Origin of the sequence: Micromonospora sp. NPDC093277 (genome assembly GCF_044765245.1) — a bacterium.
Lineage (GTDB): Bacteria > Actinomycetota > Actinomycetes > Mycobacteriales > Micromonosporaceae > Micromonospora.
Genome location: NZ_JBIWJO010000002.1, coordinates 45401 through 64755 on the forward strand (window position 1 = coordinate 45401; position 19355 = coordinate 64755).

Below are 19355 nucleotides of genomic sequence, written 5' to 3' on the forward strand. Positions count from 1 at the left end.
GGACGTGCGAAGGCCGGGCGAGCCCCCCGGACACGAACCAGGGGGTCGGTGTGACCGGCGAGCCGCACAGCGGCTGGGACGACGTGGTGGTGGGCGCCGGATCGGCCGGCGCAACCCTCGCCAGCCGCCTCTCCGAACAGCCCGGGCGGCGGGTGCTGCTGGTCGAGGCGGGACCCGAGCGGACCGGAACAGAGAGCGGCCCGGAACAGCTCGGCCGGCCGACGCTGGCGGGGCTGAACTGGGACTACCAGACCGCGGACGGGGAGCGGCCCGTCCCGTACCGGGTGGGCCGGGTGGTCGGCGGCTCGTCGGCGGTGAACGGCGCGATCGCGTTGCGCGGCATTCCGGCCGACTTCGACGAGTGGGCGGCCGCCGGCAACCCGGAGTGGGCCTGGTGGAAGGTGCTGCCGTACTTCCTCCGACTGGAGACCGACCACGACGTGACCGGTCCGGACCACGGCGACCGGGGGCCGGTCCCGATCCGCCGGCTGGCCGCCACCACGCCGATCAGCGACGCCTTCGTCGACGCCTGCCGGGGACAGGGCCTGCCACCGGTGGCGGACCTGAACGGCACGCCGACCCCTGGCGTGGGGCCGCTGCCGACGAACTCCCGGCACGGCCGCCGGATGGACACCGCCGAGACGTACCTGGCCGCCGCGCGGGGCCGGCCGAACCTGACCGTCTGGCCGGACACGACCGCGCTGCGGCTGCTCGGCGACGGGTCCCGGGTCATCGGCGTCGAGGTACGCCGGGACGGCCGGCCGGTACGGGTCGAGGCCGACCGGGTGACGGTGTGCGCGGGCGCGGTGAACAGCCCGCTGCTGCTGCAACGCTCCGGCATCGGGCCGGCCGACCGGTTGACCGCGCTCGGCATCCGACCCTGGGTCGACCTGCCCGGAGTCGGCGCGAACCTCAGCGACCACCCACTGCTCGGCGTCTGGGCGGTGCCGCAGGCCGGGCTGTGCCGAACCGGCGACCCCTGGCACTCGATGGTGGCCCGGGCGACGAGCGACGGTGTCGACCCGGACCTGATGGTCTTCCTCAACTGCAACGTCGCGCCGGAGGACGTGCCCACCCTCGGCCCGATGCTGCGCGGGCGGCCGGGGGTGTCGGTGGCGGTGATGCTGATGAGCAGCGACTCACGGGGCAGCGTCCACCTGCGCGACGCGGCCCCGGACACCCCGCCGGAGATCCGGCTCAACCTGGCCCGGGAACCCCGCGACGAGCAGCGGCTGATGACCGGCGCCCGGCTGGTCTGGTCGCTGCTGCGGGCGCCGGCGATGCGCGGCCTGCTGGACCGGGTGCTGCTCTGGACCGACCGGATGGTGGCGGAGGAGCCGCTGCTGCGCCGGGCGGTACGCACCTTCACGGCACCGTCGTGGCACCCGACCGGCACCGCCCGGATGGGGCCGGCCGACGATCCGGGGGCGGTGGTCGACCAGTTCCTGCGCGTGCACGGGGTCGACGGACTGCGGGTGGTGGACGCCTCGGTACTGCCGGCGGTTCCCCGGGCCACCCCCAACCTGACCTGCGTGATGCTCGGCGAACGGGCGGCCGACTGGATGTGCTGAGCCCGGCGACGGGGTGACAGCGATCTGTGCGTCGTCTGCCAGCAACGGTTGCGAACCTCGCCGCATGAGTGACGCGTTCCAGGCCCAGGGCCTGGTCAAACGATTCGGCAAGACGGTGGCGCTGGACGGCATCGACCTGTCCGTGCGCACCGGTGAGGTGCACGGTTTCCTGGGTCCCAACGGCGCGGGCAAGACGACCACGATCCGAGTCCTGCTCGGGCTGCTGCGCGCCGACGCCGGCACGGTCCGGCTGCTCGGCGGCGACCCCTGGCGGGACATCACGCAACTGCACCGACGGCTGGCCTACGTGCCGGGCGACGTGAGCCTCTGGCCGCGGCTCTCCGGCGGGGAGACCATCGACCTGCTCGGGCGGCTGCGCGGCGGGCTGGACCCGCGGCGCAAGGCCGAGCTGCTCGACCACTTCCAGCTCGATCCGCGCAAGAAGGGCCGGGCCTACTCGAAGGGCAACCGGCAGAAGGTCGCCCTGGTGGCGGCGTTCGCCTCGGACGTGGAACTGTTCGTCCTGGACGAGCCGACCTCGGGCCTGGACCCGCTGATGTCCGAGGTGTTCACCCAGTGCGTGAGCGAGGTCCGCAAGCAGGGCCGCACCGTGCTGCTGGCCAGCCACATCCTCGGCGAGGTGGAGAAGCTCTGCGACCGGGTCAGCATCATCCGCTCCGGGCGGATCGTGGAGACCGGCTCGCTGAGCGACCTGCGTCACCTCACCCGCACCACGATCCACGCCCGGCTGGGCCGCCCGGCCGGCGGGCTGGGCGAGCTGCCCGGCACGCACAACGTCACCGTCGACGGTGACCGGATCAGCCTGCAGGTCGACCCGGACTCGCTGCCGGAGGTGCTGCGCCGCCTCGGCGAGCGCGAGGCGCGCGAGCTGGTCAGCCAGCCGCCCACGCTGGAGGAGCTGTTCCTGCGCCACTACGACGTCGGCCCGCACCAGAGCGGTGAGAAGGTCGGTGCCCGATGAGTGAGCTGGTAGGCACCTGGCGCCTCGCCCGGCTCGCCCTGCGCCGGGACCGGATCGGCCTGCCGGTGTGGATCCTCCTCGCGATCAGCCTCGCCGCCGGCCCGGCCGGGTCGCTCGCCGACGTGTACGCCAGCGCGGAGAAGCAGCGCGAGTACGCCGAGGGCGTGGGCAGCAACCCGGCGGCCGCGGTCTTCAGCGGTCCGAGCTTCGGCGTCGACGGCCTCGGCGGGATCGTGGTCAAGGAGAGCGCGGTCTGGGTGCTGCTGCTGGTCGCGATCACCAGCCTCATGCTGGTCGTCCGCTACACCCGTACCGAGGAGGAGAGCGGCCGGGCGGAGCTGGTCACCGCCGCCGCCGTCGGCCGGCACTCCCGGCTGGCCGCCGCCCTGCTCGTGGTCGGCGTCGCCGACCTGCTGATCGGGCTCGGCAGCGCGGCCGGCCTGATGGGGGCCGGGCTGTCCGGCGCCGGTTCGCTGGCGTACGGGCTGGGCGTCACCATGGTCGGCTGGGTCTTCGCCGCCGTCGCGGCGGTGAGCGCCCAGCTGGTGGAGGCCGCCCGCACCGCCAACGGCATCGCGCTGGCCATCTTCGGCGCCACCTTCCTGCTGCGCGGCATCGCGGACTCCGCGTCGGTGGCGAACGACGGCACCGGGGGCACCCGACTGCTCGCCTGGGTCTCCCCCACCGGCTGGTTCTACCAGCTCCGGCCGTACGCCGGGGAGCGCTGGTGGGTGTTGGGGCTGGCCGTGGTGACCGGCGCGGTGCTCACCGGCGTCGCGGTGATGCTGAGCCAGCGGCGGGACATCGGCGCGGGCCTGCTGGCGGCGCGGCTCGGCCCGCCGGACGCCCGGCCCGGGCTGGCCACCCCGCTCGCCCTGGCCTGGCGGCTGCAGCGCAGCGGCCTGATCTCCTGGACTGCCGGCGTGGCGGTCGGCGCCGCCGTGCTCGGCTCGCTGGCCCACGACATCACCGACATGGTCGGCAACAACGACACCGCGGCCAAGGCGATCCGCCAGCTCGGCGGCGCCGACGTGCTGGTCGACAGCTACCTGGTCTGGGTGCTGCGGATCCTCGGCCTGGCCGCCGCCGCGTACGCGGTCTCGGCGGTGCTGCGGCTGCGTTCGGAGGAGTCCGGGCTGCGGGCGGAGCCGGTGCTGGCCGCCGCAGTGACCCGGACCCGGTACGCGCTCAGCCACCTGCTGGTGGCCGTGGTCGGCGTGGTGGTGCTGCTGCTCACCGCCGGCCTGGTGGTCGGGCTGGTGCACGGGGCGCGGTCCGGGGACGTGGGCGGCGAGCTGCCCCGGATCCTCGGCGCGTCGCTGGTGCAGCTACCCGCCGCGTTGCTCCCCGCCGCGCTGGCCGGGGCCCTGTTCGGGCTGCTGCCCGGGGCCACGCTGGTCGCCTGGATCTTCGTCGGTGCGATCCTGCTGATCGCCCAGCTCGGCCCGGTGCTCGATCTGAACCAGTGGGTGATGGACGTCTCCCCGTTCACCCACCTGCCCCGGCTGCCCGGTGGCGACGTGACCGCGATGCCGCTGGTCTGGCTGGGAGCGCTGGTGCTGCTGTTGGGAGCGGCCGGTCTGGCCACCTTCCGGCGGCGGGACCTGGACACCGCCTGAACCCTGCTCACCCCCCGATGGGGCCGTGGCCGACTCCCCCGAGGTCGGCCACGGCCCCGTTTTCCGTGCTCGCCGAGGTGACAGCGATCTGTGCGGGCTCTGCCAGCGGGCGCTGCCAGCATCGGCTCATGCAGTACGGATTCCAGGCCGAGGCCATCGTCAAGCGTTTCGGCACGAACACAGCGCTCAACGGCGTCGACTTCGCGGCCCGGGCGGGCACGGTTCTGAGCATGCTGGGCCCCAACGGCGCGGGCAAGACCACGGCGGTACGCATCCTCGCCACCCTGATGCGTCCGGACTCCGGCACCGCGATGGTGGGCGGGGTGGACGTGGTCCGTAACCCGGCCCGGGTGCGTCGACTCATCGGCATCGCCGGACAGGACACCTCGGTCGACGAGGACCTGACCGGCACGGAGAACCTGGTGCTCATCGGCCAGCTGCTCGACCTGCGCAAGGCCGAGGCGACCGCTCGGGCCGGCGAGCTGCTGGAGCGGTTCGAGCTGACCGAGGCGGCCGGCCGCCGGGTCGGCACCTACTCCGGTGGCATGCGGCGCCGACTCGACCTGGCCGCCAGCATGATCGGGCGCCCCCAGGTGATCTTCCTCGACGAGCCGACGACCGGGCTCGACCCGGCGAAGCGCGAGGAGGTCTGGCGGATGATCCGGACGATGGCCGGCGACGGCACCACCGTCCTGCTCACCACGCAGTACCTGGAGGAGGCGGACACCCTCTCGGACGACATCGTCGTGCTCGGCCAGGGCAAGGTCATCGCCAACGGCAGCCCGGACGAGCTGAAGCAGGTCGTCGGCGGGCAGACCATCCAGCTGCGTGCGGCGGACCCGGCCCAGGTGAGCGAGGCCGCCGCCATCCTCGGCAGCGTGGCCGGGCACGTGCCCGAGCAGGTCGGCCCCGGGGTGCTCACCGTGCCGGTGGTCGGCGACTCCGCGTTCACCGAGGTGGTGCGCCAGCTCGCCGCGGCGAACATCGCGGTGACCGAGCTGTCCCTGCGGCTGCCCAGCCTGGACGAGGTGTTCTTCACCCTCACCGGCCGGCACACCGCCGAGCCCGAGCGCGAGCAGGAGGTGGCGGCGTGACCGCGACCAGCGTCCCCAACCAGTCCGCCGGCACGATCACCGAGCCGGTCCGGCGCCCGTACGGGCTGCTCCGGCACAGCCTCGCGCTGGCCCGGCGGAGCCTGATCAAGGTGCGCCGCACGCCGGAGGGGCTCGCCCACGCGGTGCTCATCCCGGTGATCTTCCTGGTGATGTTCGTCTACCTGTTCGGCGGCGCGGTCTCCGGCAACACCAAGAACTACCTCCAGTTCATCTTCCCGGCCGCGCTGGTGATGACCGTGATCATCTCCGGCATCATGATCACCGGCGTGAACCTGAACGCCGACATCCGCACCGGCGTCTTCGAACGGTTCCGAAGCCTGCCCATCGGTCGGTCGGCGCCACTGATCGGCTCGGTCCTCGGCGACCTGATCCGGTACGTGATCTCGCTGGTCACCGTGTTCGCGTTCGGCTACCTGCTCGGCTTCCGGGTGGAGACCGGCCTCCTGCAGGCGCTGGCCGCCTGCGGCCTGACGGTCTTCTTCGGCTTCTGCCTGAGCTGGGGTTACGTCCTGGCCGGTGTGGTGTCCCGGGACGCCGCCGGGGTGCAGGGCATCGTCACCCTCACCATGTTCCCGCTCGCCTTCGGCACCAACATGGTGGCGCCCACCGACACCCTGCCCGGCTGGCTGCAGGCCTGGGTGAAGATCAACCCCGCCAGCCACGCGATGGATGCGTGCCGGGGGCTGCTGCTCGGCGGGCCGGTGGCCGGGCCGGTGATGCGGACGCTGCTCTGGTCGTTCGGGCTGCTGGTGTTCTTCGCGCCGCTCGCCGTCCGGGCCTACCGACGGCGCACCTGAGCGCCGATGAGGGCGAGGGCGTCCGCCCGGTCCCGTGAGCGTCCCCGCTCGACGGCGACCGCGTGGACGTCCCCGCCCAGCGCCCCGGTGAGCCGCCGGCCCAGCTCGGTGGCGTCGGGATGGAACGAGTCCGGGCCCCGATGCAGGGCGCTGGCGGCCCCCAGCAGTTCGGCGGCCGACTCCGCCTCCCCGCTCGCCAGGCAGGCCGCCGCGGCGGCCACCCCGATCTCCGCCAGCACCGGCGCGTAGCCCAGGTCGGTGGCGATGGCGAACGCGGCGGCGAGCTGCTCCCAGGCGGCCTCCTCGGTCCCCCGGGCCACCGCCAGCTGGGCCGAGGCGCACAGGTGCATCGCGCGGTACACCGCGGCGTCGAAGGTGATCCGGTCCAGGTTCGCCCGGGCCCGGTCGTACTCGCGGGCCGCCTCGTCCAGGGCGCCGTCGTAGCGGGCGAGGTGCCCCAGCCAGATGTGGGCCAGGACCAGGTAACGGGACGCGACGGGGCGGGCGGCCGGCGCGACGAGCGCCCGGAGCTCGTCCCGGGCCCGGGTCAGGTCGCCGTGCCAGATCAACGCGACCGCGAGCATGACCCGCTGCAACGCGGCGTCGTCCGCCGGATCCAGGGTGTGCAACAGGGTGCGGGCCTCCTCGGCGGCCGTCATCGCCGCCGGGAAGTCGCCGAGCAGGAGCTGGACGTGGGTCTCGAAGGTGAGAGCCATCGAAAGCCCCCACCGGTCACCCGTCTCGCGGAACGCCGCCGCCGCCTGCCCGAGGTCGGCGTGCATCGCGTCGGTCTCGCCGTCCTGACCGTGCAGCAGGGCGGAGAGCAACATGAGGGCGCCGCGTGCCCACCGGTCGGGGTGGTCGCGCAGCCGGTCGATGGCCAGCAGGCCGGCGGCGGTGTCCTCCCGCAGGAACGCCAGCGCCGGGTCGAGCAGGGCGGCGATCGGATGGTCGTCGGAGCCCGCGGAGCCCGGCAGCCGGGCCAGCAGCGTGTCGGTCGGGACGTCACCCCCGACCCGGCCGCCGGAGAGGACGGTGTTGAACAGGTACGCGGCGGTGGCCACCCGACGCGCCGAGGGCGGCGCCTCGCCGGGCAGCTCGAGCACCGCCCGCAGCCAGGCGGCGGCCTCGGCGTGGTTGCCCTGCACCGTCCAGAGCGGGCTGACCGCGGCGGCCAGCCGGACCGCCACCGCCGCGTCGCCGGTGTCGCACGCGAAGTGGAACGCCGCGAGCACGTTCTCCCACTCGGCGGTCAGCAGGGGCAGCCAGGTCACCTGGTCCGGCCCGCGCAACCGGGGCTCCGCCTCCTCGGAGAGTTGCAGGAAGTACTCGGCGTGCGCCTGCCGCGCGGCGGCCACCTCGCCCTCCTCGGCCAGCCACTCCAGGCCGTACTCCCGGATCGTCTCCAGCATCCGGTAGCGCGGCCGAGGCCCGTCCAGCCGTTGCAGGAGCGACTTGTCCACCAGCGCGGAGAGCAGGTCCAGCGCGGCCGGCTCGACCGCGGGGGCCAGCGCGCAGAGGCGTGCCGCGCTCTGCGGGGTGATGGCACCGGGGAAGACCGCCAGCCGCTGCGCCAGCCGCCGCTCGTCCTCCTCCAGCAGGTCCCAGCTCCACGCCACCACCGCACGCAGCGTCCGGTGCCGGGGCGTGGCCGTCCGGCCGCCGCCGGTGAGCAGCCGGAACCGGTCGGAGAGGCGGACCGCCAGCTCCTCCACGGGCAGCGTACGGGCTCGGGCCGCGGCCAGCTCGATGGCCAGGGGCAGCCCGTCCAGCCGGCGGCAGATCTCGACCACCGCGCCCACGTTGGCGTCGGTGATCGCGAAGCCGGGCCGGACCGCCACTGCCCGGTTGACGAAGAGCTGCACCGCCGGCGACTCGATGGCCTCGGCGCGGGTCGCCGCCGGACGGGGCAGCGCGAGCGGCGGCACCGGGCACAGTGCCTCCCCGACGATGCCCAGCGGCTCCCGGCTGGTCGCCACGACCCGCAGCTCGGGGCAGCGGCCGAGCAGTTCGTCGACCAACTGGGCGGCGGCGTCCACCAGGTGCTCGCAGTTGTCCAGCACCAGCAGCGTCGGCGCGACCGAGAACGCCTCGACCAGATGCTCGAGCACGTCCCGGGGCGCGGGGCCGTCCAGCAGACCCGCCTCACGCAGGCCGAGCGCCCGCACGACGACCTGCGGCACGTCGTCCGGGTCGGTGACGGCCGCCAGTTCCACCAGCCACGCGCCGCCCGGGTGGCTGGCGGCCAGCGAACCGGCCAGCGTGCTGGCCAACCGGGTCTTGCCGGCGCCGCCCGGGCCCACCAGGGTCACCAGCCGCCCGTCCCGAAGCTGGTCGCTGAGCCGCCGCAGCTCGCCGTCGCGGGCCACGAAGGTCGTCAGCGGGGCGCGCAGGTTGCCGGGCGGGACCACCGGCCGGGCGGTCACGGGCGCCGGCGACCCGACGGGTCCGCCGGTGGGCGCCGAGCCGGGCACGTTCGACGGCCCGGGCACGGCAGCCGGCGACGGCGCGGCGGTCGGCAGCGTGAAATCACCGCGGAGCATCGCCACGTGCAGGTCGCGTACCCGGGGGGACGGATCGACGCCGAGTTCCTCGGCGAGCCGGGCGCGGAACTCCTCGTAGGAGCGCAGCGCCTCGGCCTGCCGGCCGGTGCCGTAGAGCGCGCTCATCAGCAACGCCCGGATGCGCTCCCGCAGCGGATGCCGGGCGGCCAACTCCTCCAGCTCGGCGACGAGCTGGTCGCCCCGGCCGGCGACCAGGTCGGCCTCGGCCCGGTCCTCCAGGGCGGAGATCCGCAGCTCCTCCAGGCGGGCCGCGGCCGCGGCCGCGTACCGCGCGTCGGTGGCGTCGGCGAGGGCCGGCCCGCGCCACAGGGACAGCGCCTCGTCCAGGCGGGTGGTCGCGGTGGCCGGGTCCCCGGCCCGCAGCGCCCGCTGGCCCTCACGGGCCAGCCGTTCGAACCGGTACGCGTCCACCGCCTCGCGGGGCAGCGCCAGCCGGTATCCGCCGTGCGCGGAGTGCAGGGCCGAGGTGACCGGCAGCGCCCGACGCAGCCGGGACACCAGGGACTGCACGGCGTTGGTCGGGTCGCTGGGGGCGGTCTCCGCCCACAGTGCCTCGGTCAACGCCTCCACGGTCACCGTGCGGCCGACCTCGAGGGCGAGCAGGATCAGCAGCCGACGCAGCCGGGCACCGCCGATCTCCACCTGCCGACCGTCGGCGGCCACCACCAGCGGCCCGAGGATGCCAACCTGCATGCGCCCATCATCTCACCGCGTACCCGATCATTGACGAATCGTCCACGCCGTGGCAGCCCGACGGCGTGTCCGGCGGACAGCCGGACACACCGAACGGACGGAGGTCGACTCGTGAGCGGCCGGCGACCGGTACGGCGCGGCCCGGCCGGTCAGGCCGACAGGCCCTGGGCGGTCACCCGGCCGACCAGGTAGGTGTAGAGCACGGCGGAGTTCACCCCGTCCAGGCCGAGCGCGCGGTGCAGCGCGTCGTCGTAGAAGCCGCACAGGCCGACACTGGACAGATCCAGCCCGGTCGAGACCAGGGACAGGTTCTGCGCCACGTGCCCGCCCTCCAGCAACACCAGCCGGTAGGAGCGCAGACCGTAGTGCAGCCGCTGGTAGGTCAGGTCGGCGACCAGGAAGACCCAGAGTGGACACCCGGCCGCGTCGATCTTGCCGCCGGCCTTGGTGGCGGGCAGCCGCGGGTCGGTCGCCGGCACGGCCGGGATCAGCTCGCCGGACAGGTCCCGGTCGTCGAGCGGGAGCAGCGCGTGCGCGTCGGCGTCGTGCAGGTAGAGCCCGCGTGGCACGCCCTGGACGTCGTGGCAGTAGAGCATCAGCCGGACCGGGTAGCGGCTGCCGCCGCTCGGGTGGGGCCGGACCCGCAACGGCGCCTCCGCGCCCGGCATGCTCTTCTCACCGGTGACCGCGGCGGCGTAGAAGAGCAGTTGGCCCAGCTCGTCCACGGTGAGCGGACCCTCGTACGTGCCGTAGGCGCTGCGCCGGGCGAGCAGCGTCTCGGCCAGCCCGGGCAGGTCCGACGGCGGCGCGTCCGGCCGGGCCAGCGGCAGCGGGGCACCGCGCGCGGGCAGCGGCTGCCGGCCCTCGGTGCCGGCACCGACCAGATCCGGCATCTGGTCGAGGATCGTGGCGAGCGCGTACTTCGTCTCCTCGTGCAGGCGCCGGTCCAGGGCCTGCGGGCCGTCGGCGAAGAACGGGCCCCGGGGTGCGGTGCGGAGCACGGCCAGGGAGACCAGCCAGCCGGCCTGGGCCCGCTCGGCGGCGGTGAGGCCGAGCCGCTCCTGGTGCAGCCCGACCAGCCGCCGGAAGACCGATCCGGACGGCGCGTCGAGCCGGTCGACGCGCTCCAGCCGGCGCAGCTCCACGAGCGTGTCGGACAGGTGCCGACGCCACTGCCCCAGCCCGGTCCCCGCCGACTCGATCTCCTCCCGGGTCCGGCGGTACCAGGTCGTCCACTCCGCCTCGTTGCGCAGGAACGCCGCCTCGGCCGCGGCGCGCCCCTCGGCGACCGGCCCGGCCTCCTCGGCCGGGGTCCGGGACGTCCCCTCGTCCGGGGTCTCGGTGGCCGGGTCGGCGTCGCCCCGCAGCCAGGCCAGCGACTGCGCCCAGTCCAGGCCGGTGGCGACCACAGCGGCGAGCAGCAGGCCGGCGGACGCCCGCAGGCGGGTCGGCGCGGACCGGGCGCTCGCCCAGACCGCCTGCTCCAACTCGGCCGCGCCGGCCAGGTGCCGGTCGACGACCTCCGCCACGGCGGCCGGCAGGCCGTTGCTGGCGACGGGTTCTCCGGCGGTGAGCGGCCCCTGCGGTGGGGCGGCGGCGGTGAGACTCATCGAAGCTCCCTCGACGGACGGGCGGGGTGAGCGAACGATAGGCAGCCGGAACGGCCCGTCACAAGCGGCTCTGACCTGCTGAATCAGGGCAATCTGGGAGGTGCCCCGGCACCCTCCCCCGGGCACAATCCGCCGACCCACGAACCGGTCGCGCAGCGGCCGGTTGACGGCGGCGCCACCGGCCGCCGGGCAGGTCGGGCACGGCGGTGCCAAGGGCTGCGGGAACAGCAATCTGCGCGAAGACAGCCGGCCCGGACAGGCGCACCCTCTAGGCGGCCCGGGCCCGGGCCCAGCGCCCGCCACCCCGCGTTGACCAGGCCAGATACGCCGGCCGGACCGGCCACGAGGCACCCGGAGAACCCCTACCGACACCCGTACCCGCCGGAGAATCCTGTGATCACGGACCCCCAGTCGCGGCACCCCTTCCCGCTGACCGACCTCCAGGCCGGCTACCTCGTCGGCAGCAGCCCGTTGATCGAACTCGGCGGCTTCCGGCCGACGATGTACGTGGAGCTGGACGTCGTCGACTTCGACCCGGACCGGGCCCGGGCGGCGGTCGACCGCCTGATCGAACGGCACGAGCACCTCCGGACGGTGATCCTTCCGGAGGTCGCACAGCAGGTCCTGCCGGACGAGCGGATCACCCCGTTCCCGCTGACGGTGACTGACCTGACCGGGCTGCCGGCGGCCGGCCGGGAGGCGGCGCTGCGTGAGGTCCGGGACCGGATGGCCGAGCAGGGCGTGGACCCGACCGGGTGGCCGCTGTTCGAGGTGGCCGCCCAGCGGCTGCGCCGGCACCGGTGGCGGCTGCACCTGGCGCTGAGCCTGCTGTTGCTCGACTCCACCGCCACCCGACACCTGCTCGGTGAGTGGTGGCAGCTCTACCAGGACCCGGCCGCCGCGCTGCCGCCGGTGACCCGCACCTTCCGGGAATCCGTCCGAGACCTGGTGGGCTGGCAGGAGAGCGAACCGTACCAGGAGCACTGGCGGTACTGGGAACACCGGCTGGACAGCCTGCCGGACGCCCCGCAGCTGCCGCTGGCCCGGCCACTCGCCGGCATCGACCCGGTACGGATGGTCCGCCGGGTCTGCCACCTGCGCCGCGCCGAGTGGGACCGGCTCTGCGCCACCGCCCGACGCCAACGGGTGCTGCCGCCGACCGCGCTGCTGCAGGTCTTCGCCGAGGTCCTCGGCGGCTGGGCCGGGCAGCCCCGGTTCTGCCTGAACGTGCTGCACCAGAACCTGCCCACCCTGCACCCCGAGCTGTCCGGCGTGGTGGGCCAGCTCAGCGCCACCCTGCCGCTGGAGGTGGACCTGCGGGTGGCCGACGACTTCTGGGAACGGGCCCGCCAGTTGCAGCGGCAGCTCTGGCGGGACATGGCACACAGCGACGTCACCGCGGTCCGGGTCACCCGGGAACTGGCCGCCCGTCGCGGCTGGACCAGTCGCGCGGCGCTGCCGTACGTCTTCAACAGCATGCTCGCGCCGCGACGGCCCGGCGGCGACGTGGTGGGCCGCCCGGTCTGCCGGCAGGTCGACAGCCACCTGCGCACCCCGCAGGTGCTGGTCGACAACCAGCTCCAGGACACCCCGGACGGGGGTGTGGACTGCATCTGGGACGTGGTGGACGATGCCTTCCCGCCCGGGCTGGCCGACCTGGCGTTCGAGGCGTACGAGCGGACGCTGCGGGCGCTGGGCCAGGACGCCGCGACGCCCGCCGAGCCCGTACCGCCCGCCCACCGCACGGTGGTGGCCCGGGACAACGCGCCGGCCGGACCGCCGCCGGCGGGGCGGCTGGAGGACGGCTTCCTGCGCCGCGCCACCGAGCGGCCCGACCACCCGGCCGTGATCAACGACGCCCGAACGCTGACCTACCGGGAGTTGGCGGCGGCCTCGGCCGGCGTGGCCGAGCTGCTGCGGCGCCACGGCGTGGGCCCGGGTGACCTGGTGCCGGTGGTGATGGCCAAGGGCTGGGAGCAGGTGGTCGGCGTCCTCGGCGTGCTGCGCGCCGGCGCCGCGTACTGCCCCGTCGACGTCGCCCTGCCGGCCGAGCGGATCGGCCACCTGATCGACGAGTGCGCGGCCCGGGTGGTGCTGGTCCAGTCCCACCACCCCGCCGACCTGGGAGGCCGGGACGTCACGGCGGTCGAGGTGGACCGGTTCCCGTCCACCTCGGACGCGGCGTCGACCGCCGGGGAGCCGGCCGCGCCCGCCGGGCCGGGGACCGACCTGGCGTACGTCATCTACACCTCCGGCTCCACCGGCCGGCCGAAGGGGGTCGCGGTGGAGCACCGGGCCGCCCTCAACACGGTGCTGGACATCAACCACCGGTTCGGGCTGGGCCCGGACGACCGGGTGTTCGGCATCTCGTCGCTCAGCTTCGACCTCTCGGTCTGGGACGTGTTCGGCGCCCTCGCGGCCGGGGCGACGCTGGTGCTGCCCGCCGGGGGCAGCCGCCCCGACCCGCTCGGCTGGGCGGACGCCGCGACCCGGCACGGGGCGACCGTGTGGAACTCGGTGCCGGCGCTGGCCCAGATGCTGGTCGAGGTGGTGGCGAGCCGGCCGGCCGGGGATCGGCCGCCGATCCGGGCGTTCCTGCTCAGCGGGGACTGGGTGCCCACCGGGCTGCCCGACCGGCTGCGCGAGACCTGGTCCGGCAGCCGGGTCACCGCGCTGGGCGGCGCCACCGAGGCGGCGATCTGGTCCAACAGCTACGAGATCGGCGCCGTCGACCCGGCCTGGCGGAGCATCCCGTACGGCCGACCCCTGCCGAATCAGACCATGCGGGTGCTCGACGACCGGTTCCGGCTGCGTCCACCCTGGGCGGTCGGCGGCATCTACATCGGCGGGACCGGGCTGGCCCGGGGCTACTGGCGGGACCCGGAACGCACCGCCGAACGGTTCGTCACCGACCCGGCCACCGGGGAGCGGCTGTACCGGACCGGCGACCTCGGCCGGTACTGGCCCGACGGCACGATCGAATTCCTCGGCCGGGAGGACCGGCAGGTCAAGGTGCAGGGATTCCGGGTCGAGCCGGGCGAGATCGAGGCCACCGCGCGTACCCATCCGGCGGTCGTGGACTGCGCCGTCACCACCCAGCAGGTCCCGGGCGGGCAACGCCGGCTGGTCGCGATCGTGGTGCCCGCAGCCGGCGCCACACCGGACCCGGCGGAACTGCGGGCGTACCTGCGCGAGCGGCTGCCGGCGTACCTGGTGCCGGCGCGGATCCACCTGCTGGACCGGCTGCCGCTCAGCGGCAACGGCAAGGTGGACCTGGACCGGGCGCTGGCGGCGGCCGAGGCCGCGACGCGGGCCGACACGCCGGGCGACGCGCCGGGCGACACGTCGGGCGACGCCCCGGCGGTCTCCGCACCGGCCGACTCCGGCCACCCGAACGCCCTGACCGAGCGGCTCTGCCGGATCTGGGCCGACCTGCTGGAGGTGCCGGCGATCCGGCCGGACGACGACTTCTTCGCCCTGGGCGGGAACTCGCTGCTCGCCCTGCGCCTGGTGCAGCGGCTGCGCGGCGAACTCGGCACCGAGGTGCCGTTCGGGCAGATCTTCGACGCGCCCACGGTACGCGGCCTGGCCGCCCGGCTCGCCGCCGGCGACGGCACCGTACGCTGCGCCGTGCCGCTGGCCGACGGCACCGGCCGGCCGCTGTTCCTGTGCCATCCCGTCGGCGGATCGGTCGCCCGGTACGCCGACCTGGCCCGCGCCTGGGCCGGCCCGGTGTACGGCTTCCAGAGCCGGGCACTGGCCGGCGACGACGCCGGGGCCGCGCCGAGCCTGGCCGCCATGGCCGCCGGATACCGGACCGAGCTGCGCCGGCTGGCGCCACACGGGCCGTACCTGCTCGCCGGCTGGTCGATGGGGGGCGTCCTCGCCCACGAACTGGCCGCCCAGCTGCGGGACGAGGGCGAGGCGGCCCAGGTGGTCCTGGTCGACAGCGACATCCGCACCCTGCGGATGCCGGCCGACGACCGGGAGCGGCACCAGGAGTTCCTCACCGACCTGGCCGGCGGCCGGCTGCCCGACCCGGTGGCCGGCGCCCTCGCCACCGCCCCGGAAGCCGGACTGGCCGGGGCGGCCCACGCCGCGGCCCGAGCGGCCGGGCTGCTTCCTGCCGAGCTCGACGAGGCCGGATACCGGCGGCTGGTGAGGGTGCACGGCGACAACCTGGCCGCGCTGGCCGCCCACCGTCCCACCCCGGGCGTGGCGCCGGCTCTGCTCATCGTGGCCGAGCAGGTCGACCGCCCCGACCCGGTGCCCGCCTGGCAGGCGGTCTGCCCGGACCTGACGGTCGAGCAGTGGCCGGAGGACCATCACTCGATCGTCTCGGCCGCCTCATCGGCCCGGCTGGCCGAGCGCATCGCCGCGTTCGCCGCCGAGACCGCGACCGCCGAAGCCACGCCGCACGCGCTCGGCGTACCGTCCGGGCGGGCGCCGAGCGGTCGGTAGGGCGACGCGGGATGCGGCACGTCGGGGTCTCCCGGAGGCCGGATACTCCGACATGCCGCACCTGACGGTGGACCCGGACGGCCTCGCGTCCCCCGGACGGCGGTGACCGGCCGGGAGACGAGGGCGGCGGTCAGGACCAGTCGAAGGCCTGCGCGTCGGAGAAGAGGTAGCTGCCGTCGACGGAGTCCGACCAGGTGGCGTACCGGCGCAGGCCATACAGCAGGGGGCGTTGCGGACGCAGCCGGGTCACCGCGCGGACCCGACCCAGCACCACGACGTGGTCGCCGACCACGCTGTCCTCCACCACCTCGCAGTCGGCGATGGTGTGCGCGGCGTCGAGCAGGTGCGGACCGGCGGCCTCGCCGTCGGCGCTCCAGCGGACCTGCTCGAAGCGGTCGACCGCACCGGAGGCGAACAGCTCGGCGAAGGCCCGGGCCTGCTCGTGCAGCAGGTTGACCGCGAACGACCGGGTGGCCGCGATGGCCTCCAGGGTGGGGCTGCCGCAGCGCAGGCAGACCAGCAGGATGGGTGGGTCGAGGGAGACGCTGCACAGCGAGGTGCAGGTCATCCCCCACGGCCGACCGTCGCTGTGCAGCGCGGTGGTCACCGTGACGCCGGACGGGAAGCTGGCCATCAGGGGTCGCATGTCGACTGGCGCGGTGCTCGACGCCGAGGTGGGATCTGCCGGGGCGAGGCGGTTCGTCGTGTTCAAAGCGCACTCCTCAAACCGGGCGACGCGGCCCCGGCGGCGACCACGCCGGGAGCGGGCTGGGGGGTGGACCGGAGCACCGCGCGGATCTCCGCCACCAGCGCGGCGGTGAAGGACCCGAACTCGGCGCCGAGAAAGTGGAAGTGGCCGCCAGGAAAGAGTAGCCGCCGAAACGGTCCCGTGGTCTCCTCCGCCCAGGCCGCGATCGCCGCCGGCGGGGCCCAGTCATCGGCCGTGCCTCCGAAGGCGGTGAGCGGCACGGTCAGCGGCGGCCGGTCCGGCGGCGGCGCGTACGCGGCCAGCGCCCCGAGGTCGGCGCGGACCAGGCGGAGCAGCTGGGCCCGGAATTCGGGCACCTCGTGGATCCGGTCCGGCATGCCGCCCAACTCGAACAGGTGCCGCATCATCTCGTCATCCGAGACGTCGTGCGGCAGGGACGCCTTCGGCCCCCGGTAGTCGACGGCCGGCCGGCCGGACACCCCGACCCAGAGCGGTTCGACGCCGAGCGCACCAAGCGCCCGGGCGGTCTCCGCCGCCACCACCGCGCCCAGGCTGTGCCCGAACAGGGCCAGCGGCGCGTCGGCCCAGTCGAGCAGGTCCTGCACCAGCCGCGTCACGATGGCGGGGATGTCCCGCAGCGGCTCCTCCCGATGGCGGCGTCCACGGCCGGGCAGGTCGGGCAGGAGCAGGTCCCACTCCGCGGGGACGCCCTGGCTGACCGGGAAGTAGGCGCTGCCGGAACCGCCCGCGTGGTGGAAGACCACCAGGCGCAGGTCGGGGTCGGGGACCGGCCGCGGCCGGAGGAACGCGCTCACCGCTTCACTCCCGTTCCCCGGCCGCCACCGGGCGGCCGGTGATGTGGTCGGCGATCGTCGCCAGCAGTGCCGCCAGCGGGCGGTCGATGGGCAGGTCGTCCGGGGTGAGCGCCACCTGGAACCGTTCCTCGATCCGGGTCATGAAGAGGGTGGAGACGAAGGAGTCGCCGCCCGTCTCCAGGAAGGAGCGGCTCGGGTCGAGTTCCTCGTCGGCGCGCAGCACATCGCGCAGCTCGGACATCAGGTACGCCTCGATGCCCGCCCGGTCGGTGGGCAACGGCTCGTCGGCGCCCGCGCCGGGCTCCGCGTACGCGGTGGTCGCCGAGCCGACCGGCTCGTCGACCCAGAACCGGCGGCGCCGGAACGGGTACGTGGGCAGGTCCGGCCGGAACCGGGCGCCGGCCGGTCGCAGGTGGTCGAAGCGGACGTCGAGCCCGGCCAGGAAGAGCGCGGCGAGGGCATCGAGCAGCAGCCCGGGAGCCGCCTCGGGCACGGCGGTGACCAGCGGCGCGACGTGTGCCGTACCGTCCACGCCCGGCCACTGTAGGCGGGCCACGTCGGCCGGTCGGCCGGTGTCCCGGCGGCACCGGACCCGGACCCCGAGCCGGCCGAGCAGGGCCACCCACCGGTCGGGGACCTCCGCGCCGGCGTCGGGCGGCAGCAGCCCTGGATACCGGGCGTGGAGCGCGTCCAGCGCCACCGCCAGCGCGGTGTGGTCGGCGGCTACCCAGAGCGTGACCGGGCGCAGCCGGCCGACCGGTTCGGCCGGGCGCCGTACCGCCGCCGCCACCCGGACGGCCAACTCGTCGGCCGTGCCGCCGACGACGGCCACCCGATAGCCGAGCGGCGCGCGGCCGCTGCGCAGGGTGTGGCAGAGCGCCGGCAGGTCGGCCGGGTCGGTGGTGCGCAGCCGCGCCACCACCGCCGCGCCGAGGGTGGCCAGCGCCTGCGGGTCCCGGGCGGAGAGGGTGAGCAACTCCGGCCCGCCCGTGTCGGCCGGCCCGTTCTCCTCGCCCGCCGGCTGGTACGCCTCGAGCACCACATGCGCGTTGGTGCCGCTCATCCCGAACGAGTTCACCCCGGCGACCCGGCGGGGCAGTTCCGCCGGCCAGGGCGCGTTGCGCCGGGGCACGGTGAAGCCGAGCCGGTCCCACGGGATGTGCTCGTTGAGCGGGCCCTCGGACTCGCTCAGTGCCGCCGGGATCTCGCCGTGGTGCAGCATGAGCACGGTCTTCATCAGCCCGGCCACCCCGGAGGCGGCCTCCAGGTGGTTGAGTCGGGCCTTGACGCTACCGATCGCGAGCGGTACGCCGCGCTCGCGGACCGCGTCGCCGAGCGCGGCGTCCAGCGCGCCCACCTCGACCGGGTCACCGAGCAGCGTCCCGGTGCCGTGCGCCTCGACGCAGCCCACGTCGGCCGCGCCCACCCCCGCGTCGGCGAGGGCGGCCCGGACCACCTCCTGCTGGGCGGGGCCGCTCGGCACGGTCAGCCCGGAGGCGGCGCCGTCGTGGTTGACCGCGCTGCCCCGCACCACGGCCAGGATGGGGCGGCCCTCCCGTTCCGCCTCGTCCAGGCGCATCAGCACCAGCACGCCGACGCCCTCGCCCCGGCCGTACCCGTCGGCGGAGGCCAGGAACGACTTGGAGCGACCCTCGGGGGACAGCGCCCGGCTCTGGCACAGCGACACCATCAGGTTCGGCGACAGGAGCAGGTTCGAGCCGCAGACCAGCGCGTACCGGCACTCGTCGGCGCGCAGCGCGCGGCTGGCCAGGTGCAGCGCGACCAGTGAGGACGAACAGGCCGTGTCCACGCTGACCACCGGGCCGGCGAAGCCCATCACGTAACTGATCCGGCCGGCGCCGAAGCAGAGCCCGCCGCCGGTGGCGTAGTACGGGTCGAGTGGCGTCTTGTCTTCCTGGACGGCGAGCCGTTCACCGTACTCGGAGGCCATCATGCCCAGGAAGACACCGACGTCCAGCCGGTCGGCGCGGCGGACCGCCACCCCGGCCCGCTCCAGCGCCTCCCAGGCGGTCTCCAGCAGTAGCCGCTGCTGCGGGTCGAGCAGCTCGGCCTCGCGCTGTGAGATGCCGAAGAAGTCCGCGTCGAAGTGGCCGATGTCGGTCAGGAAGGCCGCCCGGTCCACGTAGGACCGGCCCGGCCGGACCGGCCCCGCCTGGTACGCGGCCCGCAGCCCGGGCCGGTCGTCGGGGATGCCGGTGACCGCGTGCGCGTCCCCGCGCAGGAAGTCCCAGAGCTGTTCCGGCGTACGCAGGTCACCGGGGAACCGCAGGCCGAGCCCGACGACAGCGAGCGGTGGCCGCCGTTCCTCCTCCAGCTCGCGGATCCGGGCCTGCTGCCGGCGGGAGAGCCGGAGCTGCTCCTCCACGAGTCGCCGCAGCTCGGTCGTGTCCATGGTCAC

At 75.1% G+C, this 19355-nt stretch carries 11 protein-coding genes; 6 read left to right on the forward strand and 5 right to left on the reverse strand.

The genetic code is table 11. From position 1 onward, the window contains the following. Window positions 1-50: 50 nt before the first annotated feature. The 5 genes from ACIRG9_RS04925 to ACIRG9_RS04945 all read left to right on the forward strand — a co-directional run bounded on the left by ACIRG9_RS04925 (window position 51) and on the right by ACIRG9_RS04945 (window position 6084). Entirely contained in the window at window positions 51-1571 is a 1521-nt protein-coding gene (locus tag ACIRG9_RS04925) for a GMC family oxidoreductase (protein ID WP_402850334.1), read from the forward strand. Between the two features lie 64 nt (window positions 1572-1635). Next, on the forward strand, window positions 1636-2553 hold the full coding sequence (locus ACIRG9_RS04930; RefSeq protein ID WP_402850337.1) for an ATP-binding cassette domain-containing protein: 918 nt from the start codon (window positions 1636-1638) through the stop codon (window positions 2551-2553). Next, the gene (locus tag ACIRG9_RS04935; protein WP_402850340.1) at window positions 2550-4172 is read left to right on the forward strand and encodes an ABC transporter permease; all 1623 of its coding nucleotides are present in this window, start codon (window positions 2550-2552) and stop codon (window positions 4170-4172) included. The genes ACIRG9_RS04930 and ACIRG9_RS04935 overlap by 4 nt, the downstream gene beginning before the upstream one ends. Window positions 4173-4300: 128 nt before the next feature. Continuing rightward, the gene (locus tag ACIRG9_RS04940) at window positions 4301-5266 is read left to right on the forward strand and encodes an ATP-binding cassette domain-containing protein (RefSeq protein WP_402850343.1); all 966 of its coding nucleotides are present in this window, start codon (window positions 4301-4303) and stop codon (window positions 5264-5266) included. After that, the gene (locus ACIRG9_RS04945) at window positions 5263-6084 is read left to right on the forward strand and encodes an ABC transporter permease (protein WP_402850346.1); all 822 of its coding nucleotides are present in this window, start codon (window positions 5263-5265) and stop codon (window positions 6082-6084) included. Before ACIRG9_RS04940 ends, ACIRG9_RS04945 begins: the two co-directional genes overlap by 4 nt. Here ACIRG9_RS04945 and ACIRG9_RS04950 read toward each other — a convergent pair. Together ACIRG9_RS04950 and ACIRG9_RS04955 are read right to left on the reverse strand one after the other, a co-directional pair. Continuing rightward, entirely contained in the window at window positions 6066-9341 is a 3276-nt protein-coding gene (locus ACIRG9_RS04950; protein WP_402850349.1) for an AfsR/SARP family transcriptional regulator, read from the reverse strand. The genes ACIRG9_RS04945 and ACIRG9_RS04950 overlap by 19 nt on opposite strands. A 149-nt stretch (window positions 9342-9490) precedes the next feature. Next, entirely contained in the window at window positions 9491-10951 is a 1461-nt protein-coding gene (locus ACIRG9_RS04955) for a SagB family peptide dehydrogenase (protein WP_402850352.1), read from the reverse strand. Between the two features lie 393 nt (window positions 10952-11344). Between ACIRG9_RS04955 and ACIRG9_RS04960 the strand changes: the two genes are divergently transcribed. Beyond that, window positions 11345-15412, forward strand: a complete 4068-nt coding sequence (locus ACIRG9_RS04960; protein ID WP_402850355.1) for an amino acid adenylation domain-containing protein — start codon at window positions 11345-11347, stop codon at window positions 15410-15412. Window positions 15413-15542: 130 nt separating this feature from the next. On the opposite strand, the gene ACIRG9_RS04965 is transcribed toward ACIRG9_RS04960, so the two are convergent. From ACIRG9_RS04965 to ACIRG9_RS04975, 3 genes are read right to left on the reverse strand one after another with little or no spacing between them, the layout of a single operon-like run. Continuing rightward, a complete protein-coding gene (locus ACIRG9_RS04965; protein ID WP_402850357.1) occupies window positions 15543-16124 on the reverse strand; it encodes a flavin reductase family protein in 582 nt (193 codons plus the stop codon). Beyond that, window positions 16121-16936 carry a thioesterase II family protein gene (locus ACIRG9_RS04970; RefSeq protein ID WP_402850359.1) on the reverse strand — a complete coding sequence of 272 codons (816 nt, stop codon included), beginning with the start codon at window positions 16934-16936 and terminating at the stop codon, window positions 16121-16123. The genes ACIRG9_RS04965 and ACIRG9_RS04970 overlap by 4 nt, the downstream gene beginning before the upstream one ends. Window positions 16937-16940: 4 nt before the next feature. Beyond that, complete coding sequence (locus ACIRG9_RS04975; RefSeq protein ID WP_402851845.1) at window positions 16941-19349, reverse strand: beta-ketoacyl synthase N-terminal-like domain-containing protein; 2409 nt, start codon at window positions 19347-19349, stop codon at window positions 16941-16943. Window positions 19350-19355: the final 6 nt, after the last annotated feature.

Excerpts from the sequence above, each read along its gene's own strand:
- ACIRG9_RS04930 (WP_402850337.1), top strand. The coding sequence starts at position 1,636 with ATGAGTGACGCGTTCCAGGCCCAGGGCCTGGTCAAACGATTCGGCAAG.
- ACIRG9_RS04935 (WP_402850340.1), top strand. The coding sequence starts at position 2,550 with ATGAGTGAGCTGGTAGGCACCTGGCGCCTCGCCCGGCTCGCCCTGCGC.
- ACIRG9_RS04940 (WP_402850343.1), top strand. The coding sequence starts at position 4,301 with ATGCAGTACGGATTCCAGGCCGAGGCCATCGTCAAGCGTTTCGGCACG.
- ACIRG9_RS04950 (WP_402850349.1), bottom strand. The coding sequence starts at position 9,341 with ATGCAGGTTGGCATCCTCGGGCCGCTGGTGGTGGCCGCCGACGGTCGG.
- ACIRG9_RS04955 (WP_402850352.1), bottom strand. The coding sequence starts at position 10,951 with ATGAGTCTCACCGCCGCCGCCCCACCGCAGGGGCCGCTCACCGCCGGA.
- ACIRG9_RS04975 (WP_402851845.1), bottom strand. The coding sequence starts at position 19,349 with ATGGACACGACCGAGCTGCGGCGACTCGTGGAGGAGCAGCTCCGGCTC.